The organism is Edwardsiella piscicida, assembly GCF_001896205.1.
Classification (GTDB): domain Bacteria; phylum Pseudomonadota; class Gammaproteobacteria; order Enterobacterales; family Enterobacteriaceae; genus Edwardsiella; species Edwardsiella piscicida.
In genome coordinates this window covers 3,360,750-3,378,389 of record NZ_MPNU01000001.1, presented here as the reverse complement: position 1 = coordinate 3,378,389, position 17,640 = coordinate 3,360,750, and the positions used below count along the sequence as shown (strand labels likewise).

The window sequence follows — 17,640 nt, the reverse complement described above, 5'->3', positions numbered from 1 at the left end:
TTTTCGAGCGCCACCAGGTTTCGCTGTGTATTAATGCACTGCATCACGCTGTCGCTGATCGCTATTTTTAATGTTTCCATTTTATTGGTCTCATTACATTATTTAGGATAAACCCATCCCGCCGAATTTAATTAAATTAAATTCGCTGGAAGTTATTTTTTTATGGCAGCAGTAGGGCGCAGTAAACTGTCGTAAAGACGCTACTGTCAAAGAGATATACGGCTGCCTGATGGCCTTAGCCATCGTCGCGACACGGGTCGACTACGGATTGTCAGAGATAACGCAAAGCCCAAGCCAAACGCCCGCCGAGTGCGGCCTGGCGCAGATTACAGGTGTGGCTGGATTAGGCGTGTGACGATCCGTACGGGACGGATGTCGGGAAGGAGGGTTATCGGGCGTTGAATTTGTGGAAATCGAAGCAGCTGCGATGAGCCACCATCATAATATGGGTCACACGTCGAATGTGCGGCCAGTTTTTATTATTGTTTTCCATTCTTCGACTCTCTCGCTATCAGGAAATACACTCAAAGTTCACCACGGTGTGGATTATTGAACGCCTTGCCGGTCTATGCTTGGCAATCGTTGCCGGACATATCCCCGTTTAAAAAACAGATTTAGTGTAAGTTTGTGGCGGCGGGATACTGTGATATTTATCACTATTAGTAAAATTAATCTTCGAATCACTTTTTGTAGCGTTGCTTACCGGCGCGTCGGTTTTATAGGCGTTAACGGTTGCGTTAATTTAGCTGATTGAGCTGTAAGGGAAATGCGTAAATTAAATTATTTTGTCTCGCCCCGGCATTTGTTATTCGCAAGGTTATCGTCCATAAATTAATTATTACATGAGTGACATTTATTTATGGGGATGATCGCCATGGGTAATTTGCGCGTGGGTGGGGGATGCACATCAAATGCGCTCGCGGGCGCGAGATTAAGGGGATTCTCCGCGGCGTTTGACGGCCGCGATAGGGCGAGAAGTGCTTGTCGCCAGAGGGAAAAAAGCGCCGCCGGCGCAAAGCGAAATAAATGGTTCAGAAAACATCATAAAAAGACATATCCATAGTTTTCATATTGTTTTTGGCAAAAAACTGGCTACACTTTTTTTACAACATCACCTGACGGCGTACGCCAGTGCAAAGGGAAGGGCGATCGTTATTTTCGCGTTCGCGTCGCGCGCGCGATCCGATGGCTTGCCTTGCTGGGGGACGTCGCCGGCCGACCAAACGCGCCCGGTACACCCGCCGGTGCTGCAAGGAGAAGAGACGTGCGTTATGAATAACGAGGATACCTTTTACCAAGCCATGCGCCGTCAGGGAGTGACCCGGCGGAGTTTTCTCAAGTATTGCAGTCTGGCCGCCACGTCGCTGGGGCTGGGTGCCGGGATGGCGCCAAAGATTGCATGGGCGTTGGAGAATAAGCCGCGTATTCCGGTCGTCTGGATCCACGGTCTCGAGTGCACCTGCTGTACCGAATCCTTTATCCGCTCGTCGCATCCGCTGGCCAAGGATGTGATCCTGTCGCTTATCTCTCTCGATTATGACGATACCCTGATGGCCGCGGCCGGGACGCAGGCCGAGGCGGTATTCGATGACATCATCACCCGTTACCACGGCAAGTACATTCTGGCGGTGGAGGGGAATCCGCCGCTGGGTGAGCAGGGGATGTTCTGCATCAGCAGCGGCCGTCCGTTTATTGAGAAGCTGAAGAAGGCCGCCGCCGGCGCCAGTGCCATCATCGCCTGGGGGACCTGTGCCTCCTGGGGCTGCGTGCAGGCCGCCCGTCCTAACCCGACGCAGGCGACGCCCATCGACAAGGTGATCACCGATAAGCCGATCATCAAGGTGCCCGGCTGTCCGCCGATCCCGGACGTGATGAGCGCCATCATCACCTATATGGTGACCTTCGACCGTCTGCCGGACGTTGACCGCATGGGGCGTCCGCTGATGTTCTACGGTCAGCGCATCCACGATAAGTGCTACCGCCGCGCCCACTTCGATGCCGGTGAGTTCGTCCAGAGCTGGGACGATGACGCCGCCCGTAAGGGATACTGCCTGTATAAGATGGGCTGTAAGGGACCGACCACCTATAACGCCTGCTCCTCCACCCGCTGGAACGACGGGGTCTCCTTCCCGATCCAGTCCGGCCACGGCTGCCTGGGCTGCTCAGAGAATGGCTTCTGGGATCGCGGTTCGTTCTACAGCCGGGTGGTCGATATTCCGCAGATGGGGACCCACTCTACCGCCGATACCGTTGGCCTGACTGCGCTGGGCGTGGTCGCCGCGGGGGTCGGGGTGCATGCGGTGGCCAGCGCCGTCAATCAGCGTAAACGCCACAACCAGCAGCTGGCAGAGGCAGAACAACAACAGCCGGGCAATGAGGATAAACAGGCATGAGTTACCAGTATCAAACCCAAGGATATACGTTAAGCGATGCCGGCCGTCGCCTGGTGGTGGATCCGATCACCCGCATCGAAGGGCACATGCGCTGCGAAGTGAACATCAACGACCAGAACATCATTACCAACGCCGTCTCCTGCGGCACCATGTTCCGCGGACTGGAGATCATTCTGCAGGGGCGTGACCCGCGCGACGCCTGGGCGTTCGTGGAGCGCATCTGCGGGGTGTGCACCGGGGTGCACGCCCTGGCATCGGTGTACGCCATCGAGGATGCCATCGGCATCAAGGTACCGGACAACGCCAATATCATCCGTAACATCATGCTGGCCACCCTGTGGTGCCATGACCATCTGGTGCACTTTTATCAGCTGGCGGGGATGGACTGGATCGACGTGCTGGATGCCCTGAAGGCCGATCCGCGCGCCACCTCGCAGCTGGCGCAGAGCCTCTCCTCCTGGCCGATGTCGTCGCCGGGCTACTTCTTTGACGTACAAAACCGCCTGAAGAAGTTCGTGGAGGGCGGTCAGCTGGGGATCTTCCGCAACGGCTACTGGGGTCATCCGCAGTACAAGCTGTCGCCGGAGGCCAACCTGATGGGCTTTGCCCACTATCTGGAGGCCCTCGACTTCCAGCGCGAGATCGTCAAGATCCACACGGTGTTCGGCGGTAAGAACCCGCACCCGAACTGGATCGTCGGCGGCATGCCCTGCGCCATCAACATCGATCAGAGCGGCGCGGTCGGCGCGGTCAACATGGAGCGCCTCAACCTGGTGCAGTCGATCATTACCCGCACCGCCGACTTTATCAACAACGTGATGATCCCCGATGCGCTGGCCATCGGCCTGTTTAACAAGCCGTGGAGTCAGATCGGCACCGGGCTGTCCGATAAGTGCGTGCTGAGCTACGGCGCCTTCCCGGACATCGCCAACGACTTCAGCCAGAAGAGCCTGCTGATGCCGGGCGGCGCGGTGATCAACGGCGACTTCAAGAACGTACTGCCGGTGGATCTGGCCGATCCGCAGCAGGTGCAGGAGTTTGTCGATCACTCCTGGTATCGCTACCCCAACGAGCAGCAGGGGCGCCATCCGTTCGACGGTATTACCGATCCTTGGTACAACCCGGGCAACGTGAAGGGCAGCGACACCAACATCCTGCAGCTGGATGAGCAGGCGCGCTACTCCTGGATCAAGGCGCCGCGCTGGCGCGGTCACCCGATGGAGGTCGGCCCGCTGGCCCGTACCCTGATCGCCTACCACAAGGGCGATGCGGCAACCATCGAGTCGGTGGATCGCATGATGTCGTCGCTTAAACTGCCGCTCTCCGGCATTCAGTCTACCCTGGGCCGCATTCTGTGCCGCGCCCACGAGGCGCAGTGGGCCGCCGGCAAGCTGCAGTACTTCTTCGACAAGCTGATGACCAACCTGAAGAACGGCAATCTGGCGACGGCCAATACCGAGAAGTGGGAGCCGGCCACCTGGCCGCAGCACTGCCGCGGTATCGGCTTTACCGAGGCGCCGCGCGGCGCGCTGGGCCACTGGGCATCGATTCGCGATCAGAAGATCGATCTCTATCAGTGCGTGGTACCGACCACCTGGAACGCCAGTCCGCGCGATCCCAAGGGACAGATCGGGGCCTATGAGGCGGCGCTGATGGGGACCCAGATGGCGATCCCCGATCAGCCGCTGGAGATCCTGCGTACCCTGCACAGCTTCGACCCCTGCCTGGCCTGTTCAACCCACGTGCTCGGCGACGACGGCAGCGAACTGATCTCCGTCCAGGTACGCTAAGCGCTAAGGAGAAGAACGATGAGTGAAAAGACATCCCCGCGCGCCGAGGAGGCGCGTGATGATGCCGTCAGCCACTATGTGTTCGAGGCGCCGGTGCGCCTGTGGCACTGGCTGACGGTGGGCTGCATGCTGGTGCTGATGGTGACCGGGTACTTCATTGGCCGGCCACTGCCGTCGGTCAGCGGCGAGGCCACCTATCTGTTCTACATGGGCTATATCCGTCTGGTTCATTTCAGCGCAGGGATGCTGTTCACCGTGCTGTTGCTGATGCGCATCTATTGGGCCTGCGTCGGCAACCGCTACTCGCGCGAGCTGTTCGTGGTGCCGGTGTGGCGCCGCAGCTGGTGGCAGGGCGTTTTGTATGAGATCCGCTGGTATCTGTTTCTGGAGAAGCGCCCGAGCGGTGACATTGGCCATAACCCCATCGCCCAGGCGGCGATGTTTGGCTATTTCCTGATGTCGGTATTCATGATCCTCACCGGGTTCGCGCTGTTCAGCGAGCATAGCCAGTACGCCATCTTCGCCCCGTTCCACTATGTGATCGAGTTCTTCTACTGGACCGGCGGCAACTCTATCGATATCCACAGCTGGCACCGCCTGGGGATGTGGCTTATCGGGGCATTTATCATTGGACATGTGTATATGGCCATCCGCGAGGACATCATGTCTGACGACACGGTTATCTCTACCATGATCAATGGATTCCGCAGTCATAAGTTCCCGAAGCGTAAACGCGACAAGGAGGCGTCATGAGTGAGCAGCGCGTGGTGGTAATGGGGCTGGGCAACCTGCTGTGGGCCGATGAGGGCTTCGGCGTACGGGTGGCCGAGCGGCTGTATGCCCATTATCACTGGCCGGAGCAGGTGGAGATCGTCGACGGCGGCACCCAGGGGCTGAACCTGCTGGGCTATGTCGAAAGCGCCAGCCACCTGCTGATCCTGGATGCCATCGACTACGGCCTGGCGCCGGGGACCCTGCGTACCTACGCCGGGGAGATGGTGCCGGCCTACCTCAGCGCCAAGAAGATGAGTCTGCATCAGAGCAGCTTTTCCGAGGTGCTGGCCCTGGCGGACATTCGCGGCCATATGCCGTCCCGCGTGGCGCTGGTGGGGCTACAGCCCGCGCTGCTGGATGAGTATGGCGGCAGCCTGACCGAGGTGGCGCGGGCCCAACTGCCCGCGGCGGAGCAGGCGGCGCTGGCGCAGCTGGCCGACTGGGGGATCGTCCCGCAGCCGAGCGAAGAGAGCCGCTGCCTGAACTACGAGTGTCTGTCGATGGAGAACTATGAGGGCGTGCGCATTCGCCAGTATCGGATGACGCTGGAGGGACAGGAGGAGTGTTGAACGACAATCCATTTTCCGCGCTGTGGCAGCGCATGCTGGCGCGCGGCTGGCAGCCGGTCGAGGCGCATTCGCTGGACGGCTGGCTGGCGCAGGCGCCGGACGGCGTGGTGCTGCTGAGCTGCGATCCGCGCCGTACGCCGGAGGTCAGCGACAACCCGGTGATGATCGCCGAGCTGCTGCGCGAGTTTCCCCAGGTTGACTGGCGCATCGCGATGGCCGACCTGGCGCAGAGCGAGGCCATCGGCGATCGCTTTGGCGTGCGCCGCTTTCCGGCAACGCTGGTGTTTATCGGCGGCGAACTGCGCGGCGTGCTCAGCGGGATCCACCCGTGGGCCGATCTGATCGCCCTGATGCGCCCGCTGGTTGAATCCGCCCTTCCGCAGGAGTCCTGATCGATGAGCGAGACCTTTTTTCACCTGTTGGGGCCGGGGACGCAGCCCGATGACGACAGCTTTAGCATGAACCCGCTGCCGATCACCTGCGGGGTCAACGGCGATCCGAGCATGGCGGCGCTGGAGCACTGCGCTCACAGCCCGCGGGTCATGGCGCAGCTAACGCGCTTACTGCGTCAGCTGGCGCAGGGGATCCCCCCTCTGGGCGAGGTGATCGGCTGGGATCTGTCGGCGCTGAATGACGAGGATATGACCTTTCTCAACGCCCTGCTGGGCGAAGGGGAGGTCTCGGTGCGTATTCAGCATCCGGACGGCAGCGAAAGCGAAATCCAGGAGGCGATATTCTGTGGTCTGTGGCGGGTTCGCCGTCTGCAGGGGAGCTGCGTGCTGGAGGATCGGCTGGAGGCGGGCTGTGCGCCGCTGCCGCTGTGGCAGGCGGCCAGCGCCGATACGCTGCCGAACGATTCGCTGCTGCCGCCGCCCATCGATGGGCTGATGAACGGCCTGCCGCTGGCCCATGAGCTGCTGACGCACGTGCGCGATCCGGCGGCTCAGCCCCACAGCATCAACCTGACGCAGCTGCCGCTGAGCGAGGCCGATCGTCTGTTTCTAACGCGGCTGTGCGGGCCGGGGCGGATTCAGATCCGCACCTTTGGCTACGGTGAGAGCCGCATCGACGCGACGGGGCTGCGCCATGTCTGGCACGTACGCTGCCTGGATACCCTGAAGGGGACGCTGCTCGACAGCTATGAGGTGTGCACCCTGCCGGAGCTGGTGCTGGCGGCGCCGGAGGATCTGGCCGACTCGGCTCAGCGTCTGGGCGACGTCTGCCGCTGGCTGGAGGAGGTGGCCCATGTTTGAGCGCGGCTACGCCCAGGCGATCGCGGACGATGCTCGGCTGGAGTGCAACCTGTGCTGGTGGGTGTACGATCCGGCGCAGGGGGACAGGGTGGGGCAAATTCCATCGGGGGTTCCCTTCAGCGCGCTGCCGGCGCACTGGCGCTGTCCGCAGTGCGACGCGGATAAGTCGCACTTCCTGTTATTGGACTGAGCGCGCTGCGCGCATCCACCCGCCTCATTTTGCGCCGCCGTTAGGCGGCGCAGTCATCTGATGAAGACGTAGATAAAATAGGGTTTTCGGGCCTTTGTGTAGCACGATTGGCCTATATATGGAGAACGAGTCTGCGGCGGCGCGCTCGGCGATCTACTATTAGGCGGTATCCCGTAACAGTATGGGTGTGTCGTCAGTGGTCATGGCGGCGTTGGGCTGTGCAAACGCGGCGGGGAGTCTCCCCGTGGATTGGGCGCACGTCCGGTCGCGGGTTGACGCGGCGATCCGTTGCGGGAGATAGCCTGGTCCATATTTCCCATCTTATCGCCTACAGGAGTCCGCATGTGGGATGTTATTGACTTATCGCGATGGCAGTTTGCGCTGACCGCGCTGTATCACTTCTTGTTCGTACCCCTTACCCTGGGGCTGATTTTTTTGCTGGCCGTCATGGAAACCATCTACGTGGTGACTGGCAAAACGATCTACCGCGATATGACGCGTTTCTGGGGTAAGCTGTTTGGGATCAACTTTGCTCTGGGCGTGGCGACCGGCCTGACCATGGAGTTTCAGTTCGGTACCAACTGGTCATTCTACTCCAACTACGTGGGCGACATTTTCGGCGCGCCGCTGGCGATGGAGGCGCTGATGGCCTTCTTCCTCGAGTCCACCTTTGTCGGCCTGTTCTTCTTCGGCTGGCAGCGGCTGAACAAGTATCAGCATCTGCTGGTGACCTGGCTGGTGGCCTTCGGCTCCAATATCTCCGCCCTGTGGATCCTGAACGCCAACGGCTGGATGCAGTTTCCGACCGGGGCCCACTTTGATATCGACACCCTGCGTATGGAGATGACCAGCTTCAGCGAGCTGGTGTTCAACCCCGTCAGTCAGGTGAAGTTTGTCCATACCGTGATGTCCGGCTATGTCGCCGGGGCGATGTTCATCATGTCCATCAGCGCCTGGTATCTGCTGCGCGGCCGCGAGCGTGACGTGGCGCTGCGCTCCTTCGCCATCGGGTCGGTGTTCGGCACCCTGGCCATTCTGGGGACGCTGCAGCTGGGCGACAGCTCCGCCTATGAGGTGGCCAAGGTTCAGCCGGTGAAGCTGGCGGCGATGGAAGGGGAGTGGGAGACCGAGCCCGCGCCCGCGCCGTTCCACCTGGTCGCCTGGCCACAGCAGGCGCAGGAGCGGAATGACTTTGCCGTGAAGGTTCCCGCGCTGCTGGGGATCCTGGCGACCCACTCGCTGGATACGCCGGTTCCGGGTCTGAAGAATCTGATGGCCGACGCCCTGCCGCGTCTGCAGCGCGGGCGTGAGGCCTGGCTGCTGATGAATACCCTTTCGCAGGGTAACCGTTCGCCGCAGGTGCTAAGCGCGTTCCGCGCCGTCGAAAGCGATCTGGGCTACGGCATGCTGCTGACGCAGTATGCGCCGGATATGAACAATGTGACGCCGGCGCAGTATCAGGCGGCGCAGCGCGGCCTGATTCCGCAGGTGGCGCCGGTGTTCTGGAGCTTCCGCATCATGGTGGGCTGCGGCTCGCTGCTGCTGCTGGTGATGCTGATTGCGCTGGTTCAGACGCTGCGGGTGCGTATCGATCAGCACCGCTGGGTGCTGCGGATGGTGTTCTATAGCCTGCCGCTGCCGTGGATTGCCATTGAGGCCGGCTGGTTTATGACGGAGTTTGGCCGTCAGCCCTGGGCTATTCAGGATATCCTGCCGACCTATTCCGCCCACTCCGCTCTGACGGTCGGCCAGCTGGCCTTCTCGATGGGGCTGATCCTGGGGCTTTACACCCTGTTCTTAATCGCCGAGGTCTATCTGATGCAGAAGTACGCGCGTCTTGGGCCGAGCGCGATGCAGAGTGAACAACCGGCGCAGCAGGGGTAAAGGAGACTGTTATGTTTGATTATGAAACGCTGCGGTTTATTTGGTGGCTGTTGATCGGCGTGATCCTAGTGGCCTTTATGGTGACCGACGGATTTGACATGGGGGTCGGCTGCCTGCTGCCGCTGGTGGCGCGCAGCGACGACGAGCGGCGCGTGCTGATCAATAGCGTCGGCGCTCACTGGGAGGGAAACCAGGTCTGGCTGATCCTGGCCGGCGGCGCGCTGTTCGCCGCCTGGCCGCGGGTCTATGCCGCCGCCTTTTCCGGCTTCTATGTGGCGATGATCCTGGTGCTATGCGCCCTGTTCTTTCGTCCGCTGGCCTTTGACTACCGGGGCAAGATCGCCGATGCGCGCTGGCGCACCCTGTGGGATATCGGGCTGGTGATCGGCAGCCTGGTGCCGCCGCTGGTGTTCGGCGTGGCGTTCGGCAACCTGATCCTGGGGGTTCCCTTTGCCTTCACCCCGCAGCTGCGCGTGGAGTACTTCGGCACCTTCTGGCAACTGTTGTCGCCCTTTGCCCTGCTGTGCGGGCTGCTCAGCCTGTGTATGGTGATCATGCAGGGCGGCGTTTGGCTCCAGCTGAAGACCGATGGCGTGATCCGCCAGCGGGCCCGCTCGGCGACCAACCGCAGCGCGCTGCTGGTGGTGCTCTGCTTCCTGCTGGCCGGCTACTGGCTGTGGGTCGGCATCGATGGCTATGTGCTGCTCAGCCAGGACGCCAATGGCCCCTCCAACCCGCTGCTGAAGGCGGTTGCGGTGCTGCCCGGCGCCTGGATGAGTAACTTCATCCATTCGCCGCTGCTGCTGATCTTCCCGCTGCTCGGCGTACTGTGTCCGCTGCTGACCCTGTTCGCCAGCGCCCGCGGTCGTGCGGGGTGGGGGTTCCTGCTGGCGTCGCTGGCGCAGGCCGGGGTGGTGTTTACCGCCGGGGTGACGCTGTTCCCGTTTGTGATGCCCTCCAGCATTAACCCTGTCTCCAGTCTGACGCTGTGGGATAGCACCTCCAGCCAGATGACGCTGAGTATCATGCTGGTGATCGTGCTGATCTTTCTGCCGATCGTGCTGCTCTACACCCTGTGGAGCTATTATAAGATGCTGGGGCGGATTAATCCGGAGACGATCCGCCGTCACGATCACGAACTCTACTGAGGAGCGGGCGCGATGTGGTATTTACTGTGGTTTGTCGGCATTTTGCTGATGTGTTCGCTGTCTACCCTGATCCTGGTATGGCTTGAGCCGCGGCTGAAATAGCCTGAGTTAACCGGGGGCGGATCGATGCCGTCCCCGTCACCGTCCCACCGGCGTCGTCCGACGCCGTTTTTATTCCCGCCTATAATATAATCATCATAACCACCAGATATTATTATCGAGTGATAAAATTTCTGCGTGTTAATTTTTATCGAGTGACGTAATGCGTAATAAGCCCCTATCCCGGGTCTACCGCACGCTCAATCATGAAATTCACTATATGATGAGCTTTATTGGCGGCTGCCTGGAAATCGTCAGTTTTATGTATTTATACAAGGCCTTAATCGGCTATATGACCTCTAACATGATCTTTGGCATTGCGGCGTTGGCCAATGGGGGGATGGACTTTGAGTCGGTCTACCATATTTCCATCATCCTGATCTGGATGGTGCTGGCGGCGCTGCATCAGCTGCTCGTCAACCGCTATCACTCCCGCCTGCACAGTCCGTGGCACGGCTATGCCATCGCCATGAGCATCAACTGCCTGCTGCTGCTGGCGTTTATGCTGCTGGGGGCGGCGATGAGTCGCTATGGGCTGCTGGGGGCTAAGCCGACGCCGCTGGTGATGCCGCTGGTGACCATCGGGCTGATCTTCATGTATATCCAGAACTTTGTGATTAAGCACGGGGGAACCCGTCAGCCGACGGCGACCTCGGTGGTGACCACGGTGTACGTGCTGATGATGAGCCGTCTGTTCAGCGTGTTCGATCGTCAGCGTAATCGACGCGAGCGGCTACGCCTGTACCATGAGGGTCTGCACTACCTGATGGTGATCGCGCACTTCTTTGTCGGGGCGCTGGTGACCGCGCTGCTGAGCCGGCACATCGGTTTCTACAGCCTGAGTCTGGCGCTGCTGGCGCTGCTGCTGTTTACCCTGCGCATCTGGGTGGTGCATGGCCGCCACCGGGCGGCGCTGATCTAGGCTGGACGCAGTAAAAACGGCAGCCGCTGGCTGCCGTTGGGATCTGCGCGCGCCTCAGCGCTCCGTCGGCGAGGGAAGGCTGGCGCTGCTCATGGCGATCAGCGCCTTGCGGATCAGGAGATGAACCGGATCCTGCGACGAGCGCTCGTGCCACATCAGATGATACGGGAAGTGAATGGCCATGCCGGGAATGGCGACCGCCCGGTACTCTCCGCTTTCGACCAGCGCGTCGCCGACGCTGCGCAGCGTTATCAGCAGGGTATCATCGTCCACCAGCTCATCCAGCCAGCGGCGGAAGTTGTTGGTTAGGGTCATGGTGATATTCAGCAGCCCCTCATCCAGGCGGTTGGCCTGCAGGAAACTGTCCTGCAGGTAGGGACTGATATTGTAGATAATCAGCGGCGTGCAGAGCAGCTGCTCGCGGGTCATGGTCAGCATCTGCGTCGGCCGTTGGCCGATGGCGCGGACGCGGCGCAGGAACATGAATTCGGAGGATCCGAGCGTCTTCAGGTGAATTCCGCTGGGGCAGGCGTGGGGAAAGTGGCGTACGGCGACGTCCACGTTACCCTGCTTCAGGCTCTGCACGATGTCTTCTGCGGTGGTGGCGCTGGGCGGCCGGAAGTTGATCACCAGGTTGGGATACAGGGTGCGCACGTTGCCGATCAGGGCGGAGACCTCCTGAATATTGAACCAGTGCGGCAGGCAGATGTTATAGCGGTGCTTCACCCCGCAGCGCAGCTGGTCGATCATCGACTGACTGGCGTACAGCGTGTTGCGCACGATGGTACACAGGGTCTCGCCGACCGGGGTCAGGGTAAACAGATTATTGCACTTGGTATACAGCGGATCGTTGAACTCTTTGCGCAGCTCCATCAGTAGCTTGCTCATGGAGGGCTGGCTGATGCTCAGGCACTCGGCGGCGCGGCTGACGCTCTGCTCTTCGTTCAGCGCGGCCAGGGCGATCAGGGCGCCGTAGTGGGTGTCATACATGGACTTCAGAAAATTATCGTGCGACATGGCGTCACCTGTTGCGGTGTCGTATTCACCGTTAGCGATCATAGACAGGCCGACCGCCGCGGCGGCCGACCGGAGAAAATAGGGGCGTGGTTAGCGTGCGGCCCGTACGCCGCCGCTGACGCCGTGGGGACTAAACAGCACCTGCCACAGCTGGATATCCCGGGCGCGGAAGGCGCCGGCGCAGGCACAGAGATAGTAGCGGAACATACGGTAAAAACGTTCGCCGTAGCGATCCTTCAGCCGTGGCCAGGCGGCGCGGAAGCGAGCCTCCCATGCCATCAGCGTCTTATCGTAATCGCTCCCCAAATTGTGCCAGTCCTCCATGACCATCATCCCCTCGCTGCAGCTGACGATATCGCGCATGGAGGGTAGACGTCCATTAGGGAAAATATAGCGGTTAATCCAGGGATCGACACCGTGATCGGAGATATTACTGCCGATGGTGTGCAGCAGAAAACGCCCCTCCGGGTGCAGGCAGCGTTTGACCGTGTTGAAGTAGGTGGCGTAGTTTTTGGGGCCGACGTGCTCAAACATGCCGACGGAGACGATGCGCTCAAACGGCTGGTCCAGATCGCGGTAGTCCATCAGGCGCAGGGTCACCGGCAGACCGGCGCAGCGCTGGCGAGCCAGCTCGCACTGCTCCTGCGAGATGGTGATCCCGGTGACCTCCACGCCGTAGTTACGGGCCATGTACGCCGCCAGTCCCCCCCAGCCGCAGCCGATGTCGAGCACCCGCTGACCCGGCTGCAGATCGAGCTTGCGGCAGATTAGATCCAGCTTGGCCTCTTGGGCCTGCTCCAGCGTTTTGGCCTCTTTCCAGTAGGCGCAGGAGTACTGCATATGGGGATCGAGCATGGCCTCAAACAGATCGTTGCCCAGATCGTAGTGCTCGCGGGCGACCTGACCGGCGCGGCGGCGCGACTGCAGGTTAAACAGGCGGGCGCTGACGGCATAGATCAGATCGTTGAGGTTGCTGGGCAGCTTCTTGTCCAGGCCGTGGCGCAGGGCGCGGTCAAAAAACATATCCAGACGCTCGCAGTCCCACCAGCCGTCCATATAGCTCTCGCCCAGCCCCAGGGAGCCGGCCTTGAGCACGGTGGAGAACAGCTGCGGGTTATGGATCTGCAGGTCATAGGGCTGCTGCCCCTCAAGGCCAATGCCGGCCTGCTGCAGTAACGGCTGCAGGATATGGTAACTGCGGGACTGATAATCTATTTCGCTGACAACGGTGCTCATATTTATTCCGGAGATGAATTTTTTTCGCATAATATCCGGCGTTTATTATTGATAACAAAGCATATAAAAATTCCCATTTAGAATAAATTAATAGAATAAAATCATTCCGGGGTAAATATTCCACCCCAATGACCAGATTGATATGCTATTTAATAATAGATTACTCTCTTTTTAGGTCAGCGATTTTATGGTGTTTCGGGATAGCCTCTCCTGCTTGTCTCCGTTAAGGATGCCGCGGCCGCGCGGCCGCGGCATTTCCCCTCGTCCTGCGCTGGAGCGCTCGCGATGAGGGGATGCGATCGCGTTATTCTGGCCGATCCCGACGGCCGCTTTATGCTCAACGCCATGCGTACCGCGATAGGGCTGACGCTGGGGATCGTGGTCGATCAGTGCGCTCCGTTCGCCGAATGGGGGATCTACAGCATTTTGCTGGGCGTATTCTCCGTGCAGGTGGTGATGGGCGATCGCCTCGTCAGCCATATGCTGAGCGTCCTGATCAATACCCTGCTGATCGGTAGCGCGGTGCTGCTGGGCAGCCTGTGCAGTATCCCGCTGCAGGTGGTGATGGTGGCGCTGCTGGCGGCCCTGACGCTGTATCTGTTCTCCCGTCGGCCCGCGATGGCCATGGTGTCACTGTTTGTGACGCTGTTCGCCATTATCGCCAATGGGCTGGCGCAGGCGCGGCCCCCGGTGATGGGACAGCTGATCCCGGCGCTGCTGGCCGGCGGCGCCTGCGCGCTGATCGCCTTTCTCGTGCTTCCCGCCCGTACCAGTCGCCGCTACCGGCGGCGCCTGCCGCGCGTACTGCTGCACCAGCTGGGGGAGACCTGCCGCTGGCTGGCCTACCTGCCCGCCGTCCGCGATTTTAACCAGCTGGCGCCGGCGCTGAAAAAGGGCACCTTCAATCGTCAGGCTACGCTGCAGCGCCTGCTGAGCGCATACCACGCGGGATGTGACGGCGGCGGTGCGCCGCCGTCGCCCCGCACCGCGATGCTGATGGCGCTGGTGGAGGGGGTGATCACCCTGAGCTACTGGCCGGTGGAGCCGCTGGGGCGGGACGATCTGCGCCGGGTCAACGCACTGCGTCGGCGCTGCTTTCTGGCGCTGGCCTCGCTGCTGTGTCGGGTGGAGTCGCTGGACTACCGGCAGCGCGCGCAGCGGCTGACGGCGCTGCGCCAGTGGCTGTCGACCGCACTGCCTGAAGGGGCGCATCCCACGCTGCGCCTGCTGGTCTCCCTGCTGCTGGCGCTGGTGGAGCAATGCGCGCCGCTGGCGCGCCCGACGCCGCAGGAGGCGACATGCGATTGAGTGTCGTTAAGACGTCGCTGCCGCCGCTGGTGCTGCACCAGATGGCCAGCGCCGCGGTCTCCATGGTGGTGGCCCAGCTGCTGATCGCGTGGGTGCCGCTGGTTCAGGGATTTTGGGTTCCGCTGACGGCGCTGGTGGTCAGCCTGACCATCACCTCCTCATCGGCGGCGTTTCGCCGTGGTTTTCAGCGTGTGCTGGGAACGCTGTGCGGGGTCGCGCTGGGCAGCTGTGGGATCCTGCTGATCGATCATACGCTTATCTTCCAGATTCTGCTGGTGTTGACCGGGACGCTGGCCTACTGGAGCAAGTGCCTGAGCCGCTACTACGGCCTGTTTGTCTGCCTGATCACCACCCTGGTGGCGATGCTGCTGGCCAGCTTTTTTAATCATCAGCGTCTGCTGCTGTGGACGCTGCTCAGCTACCGCCTGATCGATACGCTGTGCGGCGCCCTGGTGGCCTATCTCTGTTCGCTGCTGATAATGCCGCGTCACCAGCATGATCAGGTCTTTGCGACCCTGAGCGGCCTGCTGCGCCGCATCGCCGGGTTTAACCGGACCTGCCTACTGGCGGCCGGGGGAGAGTGGCGGGTGCCGGAGGGGGCCTTCTTTCACCATTTTGAGGAGCTGGAGCACTATGTGCACGGCAACCTGCCCATCTGGTCCTACGATCTGCTGTTCGATCGCTATATCTACGCGCGCTTTCAGCTGTTTACCCACCGCATCAGCCGCCTGATGCTGACGCTGAACCTGCTGCACAGCCTGACGACCCGTCTGCATCTGGCCGTGGATGATCCCTGGTATCGCGCGCTGTGCCTAAACAGCGTGGCCTTGACCCGTGTTATCGACGCTATCGTGGCGCTGCGGCTCGATCTGGCGCGCCGTCGCCTGCGGCGTCTGGAGCGGATTAATCGGCTGATCGGGGGGCAGGCCCTGGCCGCGCCGGGAGAGGACGGCGAGCGCCGGGCGCAGGTGTCGGCGCTGCTGCTGTCGATAGAGCATGACGTGGCCGCAATGCTGAACGGGGTATCGCTGACCTTCCTGTGCGATAAGGCCCGGGAGGATCGCCGTCTGCGCCCGTCGCTCGGCCCGCATCGCCGCGCCGCGCGGAAGGGGTAGGCGGTTTTGCGCGGCGTTGGCGTCTATGCATCGCCGCGGTCGTCCGGCGGGTCGCGCAGCCAGGGCGGCGTCGGCGAGAAGTGCGCCGTTAGCGCATCGATCGTCACCCGTCGGCGTCGGGGCGCGTATTTATCGCTCGGCCAGAGAAGATGGATCGGTCGTCCGGCGGGGGCCGCCGACGTCAGCAGCGCGATCAACGCGCCGCGCCGGATCAGCGGCGCGGCCAGCCAGTCGGGCAACCGGGCGACCCCCAGCCCGGCCAGCGCGGCGTCGCGCAGCGCCATGACGTCATCCAATACCATCGCCTGTCGCACGGCGTAGTGCCGGGTCTCCCCGTCCCGATCGCGCAGCGGCCAGCGCTGATAGGGCTGGCTGACCAGGCACGGCGTGTGCGCCAGCGCCTCGGGCGCGTCGATGTCGGGACAGCGCGCCAGCAGGGCCGGAGCTGCGCAGAGGCAGGCGTGCTGAACGCCAATCTGACGGGCGATCAGCGTCGGGGCATTGGGCGGCGGGCCGATTCTGACCGCGATATCTACCCGTTCGTCGTCGAGAGCGATGGGCTGATTGGCGAAGCTGACCTCCGGGCGCAGCGCCGGGTAGCGCTGCACCAGGCGCTGAATAACGGGCAGGATCCAGCAGCGACCAAAGGCGACGGGGACGGAGAGGCGGATCGTCCCCTGAACCTCGCCGCGCTGCGCATGGGCCACATCCACTGCCTGCTCCAGGGCGTTAAAGGCCCGCAGGCTGTGCTGCAGGAAGGCGGCGCCTTCGTCGGTCAGCGCCACGCGGCGGGTGGTTCGCTGCAGCAGGCGCACGCCGAGGCGGCTCTCCAGCTTTGCCACGGCCTTGCCGATGGCCGAGCGTGAGCGGCACAGGCGTTCACCGGCCAGGGTAAAGCTCCCGCTCTGGGCTACGGCGATAAAGGCCTGAATACCATTAAGCTGTTCGTCTGACATCATCGTTTTCGCACTCCCGCCGGTGACGACATTGGGGAATTTAACTCCCCAAATCGGGGATATCTTTGCGCTAAATAATAAACAGTATCGCGTTTACCCTACAGCATATTCACTACGCCTGCGCCGCGTTGGCGCCGGGCGGCACACCATGGGGAAATATCACGCGATGCCTTTTCACACCCTGCGCGGGAAACAGATCGTTATTATCGGCGGTACGTCGGGACTGGGGCTGGCGACGGCCCGCATGGCGCTGGAGGCCGGGGCGCATGTGTATCTCGGCGGGCGTTCGCCCGCGCGGCTGATGGCCGCGCTGGCCACGCTAGGGAGAGGGGCCCGCGGTGAGACGATCGATGTGGCCAGCGAGGCGTCGGTCAACGCCTTCTTTGCCCCGCTTGACGGGATCGATCATGTCGCTATCACCGCGGCACAGATCGCGCCGGCGCCGCTGCTGCACGGCGATATGGCGGCGCTGCGGGTCAATATGGCGAGCCGGTTTTGGGGCGCGGTGTATGCCCTGCGCGCGGCGGTGCCGAAGATGGCCGCCGAGGGATCGCTGGTGCTGACCTCGGGGATGATCACGCGGCGGCCGTCGCCGGGTAAGTCCATCGCCGCCGCCGCCGCGAGCGCGGTTGAGACGCTGGCCCATAGTCTGGTCGGTGAGCTGGCGCCGCGCCGGATTAATGTGATTAGCCCCGGTCCGATGGATACGCCGCTGCTGGCGCAGGCGACGGGCGGCGACCCCGAGGCGCTGCGGTCGATCGCCGCGAGACTGCCGCTGCGGCGGCTGGGGCAGCCGGAGAGCTACGCGCGCAGCGCGCTGTTTGCCATGGCGAATCCCGATCTTAACGGCGAGGTTCTGCACCTGGACGGCGGGGCGGCGTGGGGCTGAGATCCCGGTTTGGCGCCCCCTCTCGTCCGGCGTCGGCGCTCCTTGCTTTGCGGCATAAATGTTATCTCCATCACTAATTCATGCCGCAATTAATATG

General features: G+C 61.8%; 18 protein-coding genes. 14 read left to right on the top strand and 4 right to left on the bottom strand.

Translation table 11 applies throughout. From position 1 onward, the window contains the following. Positions 1-388 precede the first annotated feature (388 nt). Entirely contained in the window at positions 389-493 is a 105-nt protein-coding gene (gene speFL / locus BRD58_RS17760; RefSeq protein WP_015462313.1) for a leader peptide SpeFL, read from the bottom strand. 778 nt (positions 494-1,271) lie between these two features. On the opposite strand from speFL, the gene hyaA reads away from it, so the two are divergent. The 11 genes from hyaA to BRD58_RS15535 all read left to right on the top strand — a co-directional run bounded on the left by hyaA (position 1,272) and on the right by BRD58_RS15535 (position 11,022). Continuing rightward, on the top strand, positions 1,272-2,393 hold the full coding sequence (gene hyaA / locus BRD58_RS15585; protein WP_015462312.1) for a hydrogenase 1 small subunit: 1,122 nt from the start codon (positions 1,272-1,274) through the stop codon (positions 2,391-2,393). Further along, the gene (hyaB, locus tag BRD58_RS15580) at positions 2,390-4,183 is read left to right on the top strand and encodes a Ni/Fe-hydrogenase large subunit (RefSeq protein ID WP_012849822.1); all 1,794 of its coding nucleotides are present in this window, start codon (positions 2,390-2,392) and stop codon (positions 4,181-4,183) included. The genes hyaA and hyaB overlap by 4 nt, the downstream gene beginning before the upstream one ends. Positions 4,184-4,201: 18 nt before the next feature. Next, a complete protein-coding gene (gene hyaC, locus BRD58_RS15575) occupies positions 4,202-4,936 on the top strand; it encodes a Ni/Fe-hydrogenase b-type cytochrome subunit (RefSeq protein ID WP_012849821.1) in 735 nt (244 codons plus the stop codon). Then, positions 4,933-5,526 (top strand): hydrogenase 1 maturation protease, encoded by a 594-nt coding sequence (gene hyaD / locus BRD58_RS15570; protein WP_012849820.1) that lies wholly within the window; start codon positions 4,933-4,935, stop codon positions 5,524-5,526. The genes hyaC and hyaD overlap by 4 nt, the downstream gene beginning before the upstream one ends. Continuing rightward, positions 5,520-5,918 (top strand): hydrogenase-1 operon protein HyaE, encoded by a 399-nt coding sequence (gene hyaE, locus BRD58_RS15565; RefSeq protein ID WP_034168712.1) that lies wholly within the window; start codon positions 5,520-5,522, stop codon positions 5,916-5,918. The genes hyaD and hyaE overlap by 7 nt, the downstream gene beginning before the upstream one ends. Before the next feature lie 3 nt (positions 5,919-5,921). Beyond that, complete coding sequence (locus BRD58_RS15560; RefSeq protein WP_015462311.1) at positions 5,922-6,779, top strand: hydrogenase expression/formation protein; 858 nt, start codon at positions 5,922-5,924, stop codon at positions 6,777-6,779. Continuing rightward, a complete protein-coding gene (locus BRD58_RS15555; protein ID WP_015462310.1) occupies positions 6,772-6,969 on the top strand; it encodes a rubredoxin in 198 nt (65 codons plus the stop codon). Before BRD58_RS15560 ends, BRD58_RS15555 begins: the two co-directional genes overlap by 8 nt. Positions 6,970-7,311: 342 nt before the next feature. Beyond that, entirely contained in the window at positions 7,312-8,853 is a 1,542-nt protein-coding gene (appC, locus tag BRD58_RS15550) for a cytochrome bd-II oxidase subunit 1 (protein WP_015462309.1), read from the top strand. Positions 8,854-8,864: 11 nt separating this feature from the next. Beyond that, positions 8,865-10,001: a cytochrome d ubiquinol oxidase subunit II gene (gene appB / locus BRD58_RS15545; RefSeq protein ID WP_015462308.1), complete on the top strand. Its 1,137-nt coding sequence runs from the start codon at positions 8,865-8,867 to the stop codon at positions 9,999-10,001. A 12-nt stretch (positions 10,002-10,013) separates the two neighbouring features. Next, positions 10,014-10,103 carry a cytochrome bd-II oxidase subunit CbdX gene (gene cbdX / locus BRD58_RS15540; protein WP_015462307.1) on the top strand — a complete coding sequence of 30 codons (90 nt, stop codon included), beginning with the start codon at positions 10,014-10,016 and terminating at the stop codon, positions 10,101-10,103. Positions 10,104-10,263: 160 nt separating this feature from the next. Then, positions 10,264-11,022 (top strand): DUF1275 family protein, encoded by a 759-nt coding sequence (locus tag BRD58_RS15535; protein ID WP_015462306.1) that lies wholly within the window; start codon positions 10,264-10,266, stop codon positions 11,020-11,022. Positions 11,023-11,076: 54 nt separating this feature from the next. Here BRD58_RS15535 and BRD58_RS15530 read toward each other — a convergent pair whose 3' ends face one another. Together BRD58_RS15530 and cfa are read right to left on the bottom strand one after the other, a co-directional pair. Continuing rightward, positions 11,077-12,039, bottom strand: coding sequence for a LysR family transcriptional regulator (locus tag BRD58_RS15530; protein ID WP_015462305.1), 963 nt, complete (start codon positions 12,037-12,039; stop codon positions 11,077-11,079). A 90-nt stretch (positions 12,040-12,129) separates the two neighbouring features. Beyond that, positions 12,130-13,275 carry a cyclopropane fatty acyl phospholipid synthase gene (cfa, locus tag BRD58_RS15525; protein ID WP_015462304.1) on the bottom strand — a complete coding sequence of 382 codons (1,146 nt, stop codon included), beginning with the start codon at positions 13,273-13,275 and terminating at the stop codon, positions 12,130-12,132. A 285-nt stretch (positions 13,276-13,560) separates the two neighbouring features. Between cfa and BRD58_RS15520 the strand changes: the two genes are divergently transcribed. Together BRD58_RS15520 and BRD58_RS15515 are read left to right on the top strand one after the other, a co-directional pair. Continuing rightward, the gene (locus tag BRD58_RS15520; RefSeq protein ID WP_073383579.1) at positions 13,561-14,583 is read left to right on the top strand and encodes a hypothetical protein; all 1,023 of its coding nucleotides are present in this window, start codon (positions 13,561-13,563) and stop codon (positions 14,581-14,583) included. Next, positions 14,574-15,698: an FUSC family protein gene (locus BRD58_RS15515; RefSeq protein WP_012849810.1), complete on the top strand. Its 1,125-nt coding sequence runs from the start codon at positions 14,574-14,576 to the stop codon at positions 15,696-15,698. Before BRD58_RS15520 ends, BRD58_RS15515 begins: the two co-directional genes overlap by 10 nt. A 23-nt stretch (positions 15,699-15,721) precedes the next feature. Here BRD58_RS15515 and BRD58_RS15510 read toward each other — a convergent pair whose 3' ends face one another. Further along, complete coding sequence (locus tag BRD58_RS15510; RefSeq protein WP_012849809.1) at positions 15,722-16,657, bottom strand: LysR family transcriptional regulator; 936 nt, start codon at positions 16,655-16,657, stop codon at positions 15,722-15,724. Between the two features lie 145 nt (positions 16,658-16,802). Between BRD58_RS15510 and BRD58_RS15505 the strand changes: the two genes are divergently transcribed. Then, a complete protein-coding gene (locus tag BRD58_RS15505; RefSeq protein WP_236721604.1) occupies positions 16,803-17,543 on the top strand; it encodes an SDR family oxidoreductase in 741 nt (246 codons plus the stop codon). The last annotated feature ends 97 nt before the right edge of the window (positions 17,544-17,640 follow it).

Coding starts and splice junctions, on each gene's coding strand:
- speFL (WP_015462313.1), bottom strand. CDS start 493: ATGGAAAACAATAATAAAAACTGGCCGCACATTCGACGTGTGACCCAT.
- hyaA (WP_015462312.1), top strand. CDS start 1,272: ATGAATAACGAGGATACCTTTTACCAAGCCATGCGCCGTCAGGGAGTG.
- hyaB (WP_012849822.1), top strand. CDS start 2,390: ATGAGTTACCAGTATCAAACCCAAGGATATACGTTAAGCGATGCCGGC.
- hyaC (WP_012849821.1), top strand. CDS start 4,202: ATGAGTGAAAAGACATCCCCGCGCGCCGAGGAGGCGCGTGATGATGCC.
- hyaD (WP_012849820.1), top strand. CDS start 4,933: ATGAGTGAGCAGCGCGTGGTGGTAATGGGGCTGGGCAACCTGCTGTGG.
- BRD58_RS15560 (WP_015462311.1), top strand. CDS start 5,922: ATGAGCGAGACCTTTTTTCACCTGTTGGGGCCGGGGACGCAGCCCGAT.
- BRD58_RS15555 (WP_015462310.1), top strand. CDS start 6,772: ATGTTTGAGCGCGGCTACGCCCAGGCGATCGCGGACGATGCTCGGCTG.
- appC (WP_015462309.1), top strand. CDS start 7,312: ATGTGGGATGTTATTGACTTATCGCGATGGCAGTTTGCGCTGACCGCG.
- appB (WP_015462308.1), top strand. CDS start 8,865: ATGTTTGATTATGAAACGCTGCGGTTTATTTGGTGGCTGTTGATCGGC.
- cbdX (WP_015462307.1), top strand. CDS start 10,014: ATGTGGTATTTACTGTGGTTTGTCGGCATTTTGCTGATGTGTTCGCTG.
- BRD58_RS15535 (WP_015462306.1), top strand. CDS start 10,264: ATGCGTAATAAGCCCCTATCCCGGGTCTACCGCACGCTCAATCATGAA.
- BRD58_RS15530 (WP_015462305.1), bottom strand. CDS start 12,039: ATGTCGCACGATAATTTTCTGAAGTCCATGTATGACACCCACTACGGC.
- cfa (WP_015462304.1), bottom strand. CDS start 13,275: ATGAGCACCGTTGTCAGCGAAATAGATTATCAGTCCCGCAGTTACCAT.
- BRD58_RS15520 (WP_073383579.1), top strand. CDS start 13,561: ATGAGGGGATGCGATCGCGTTATTCTGGCCGATCCCGACGGCCGCTTT.
- BRD58_RS15515 (WP_012849810.1), top strand. CDS start 14,574: ATGCGATTGAGTGTCGTTAAGACGTCGCTGCCGCCGCTGGTGCTGCAC.
- BRD58_RS15510 (WP_012849809.1), bottom strand. CDS start 16,657: ATGATGTCAGACGAACAGCTTAATGGTATTCAGGCCTTTATCGCCGTA.
- BRD58_RS15505 (WP_236721604.1), top strand. CDS start 16,803: ATGGGGAAATATCACGCGATGCCTTTTCACACCCTGCGCGGGAAACAG.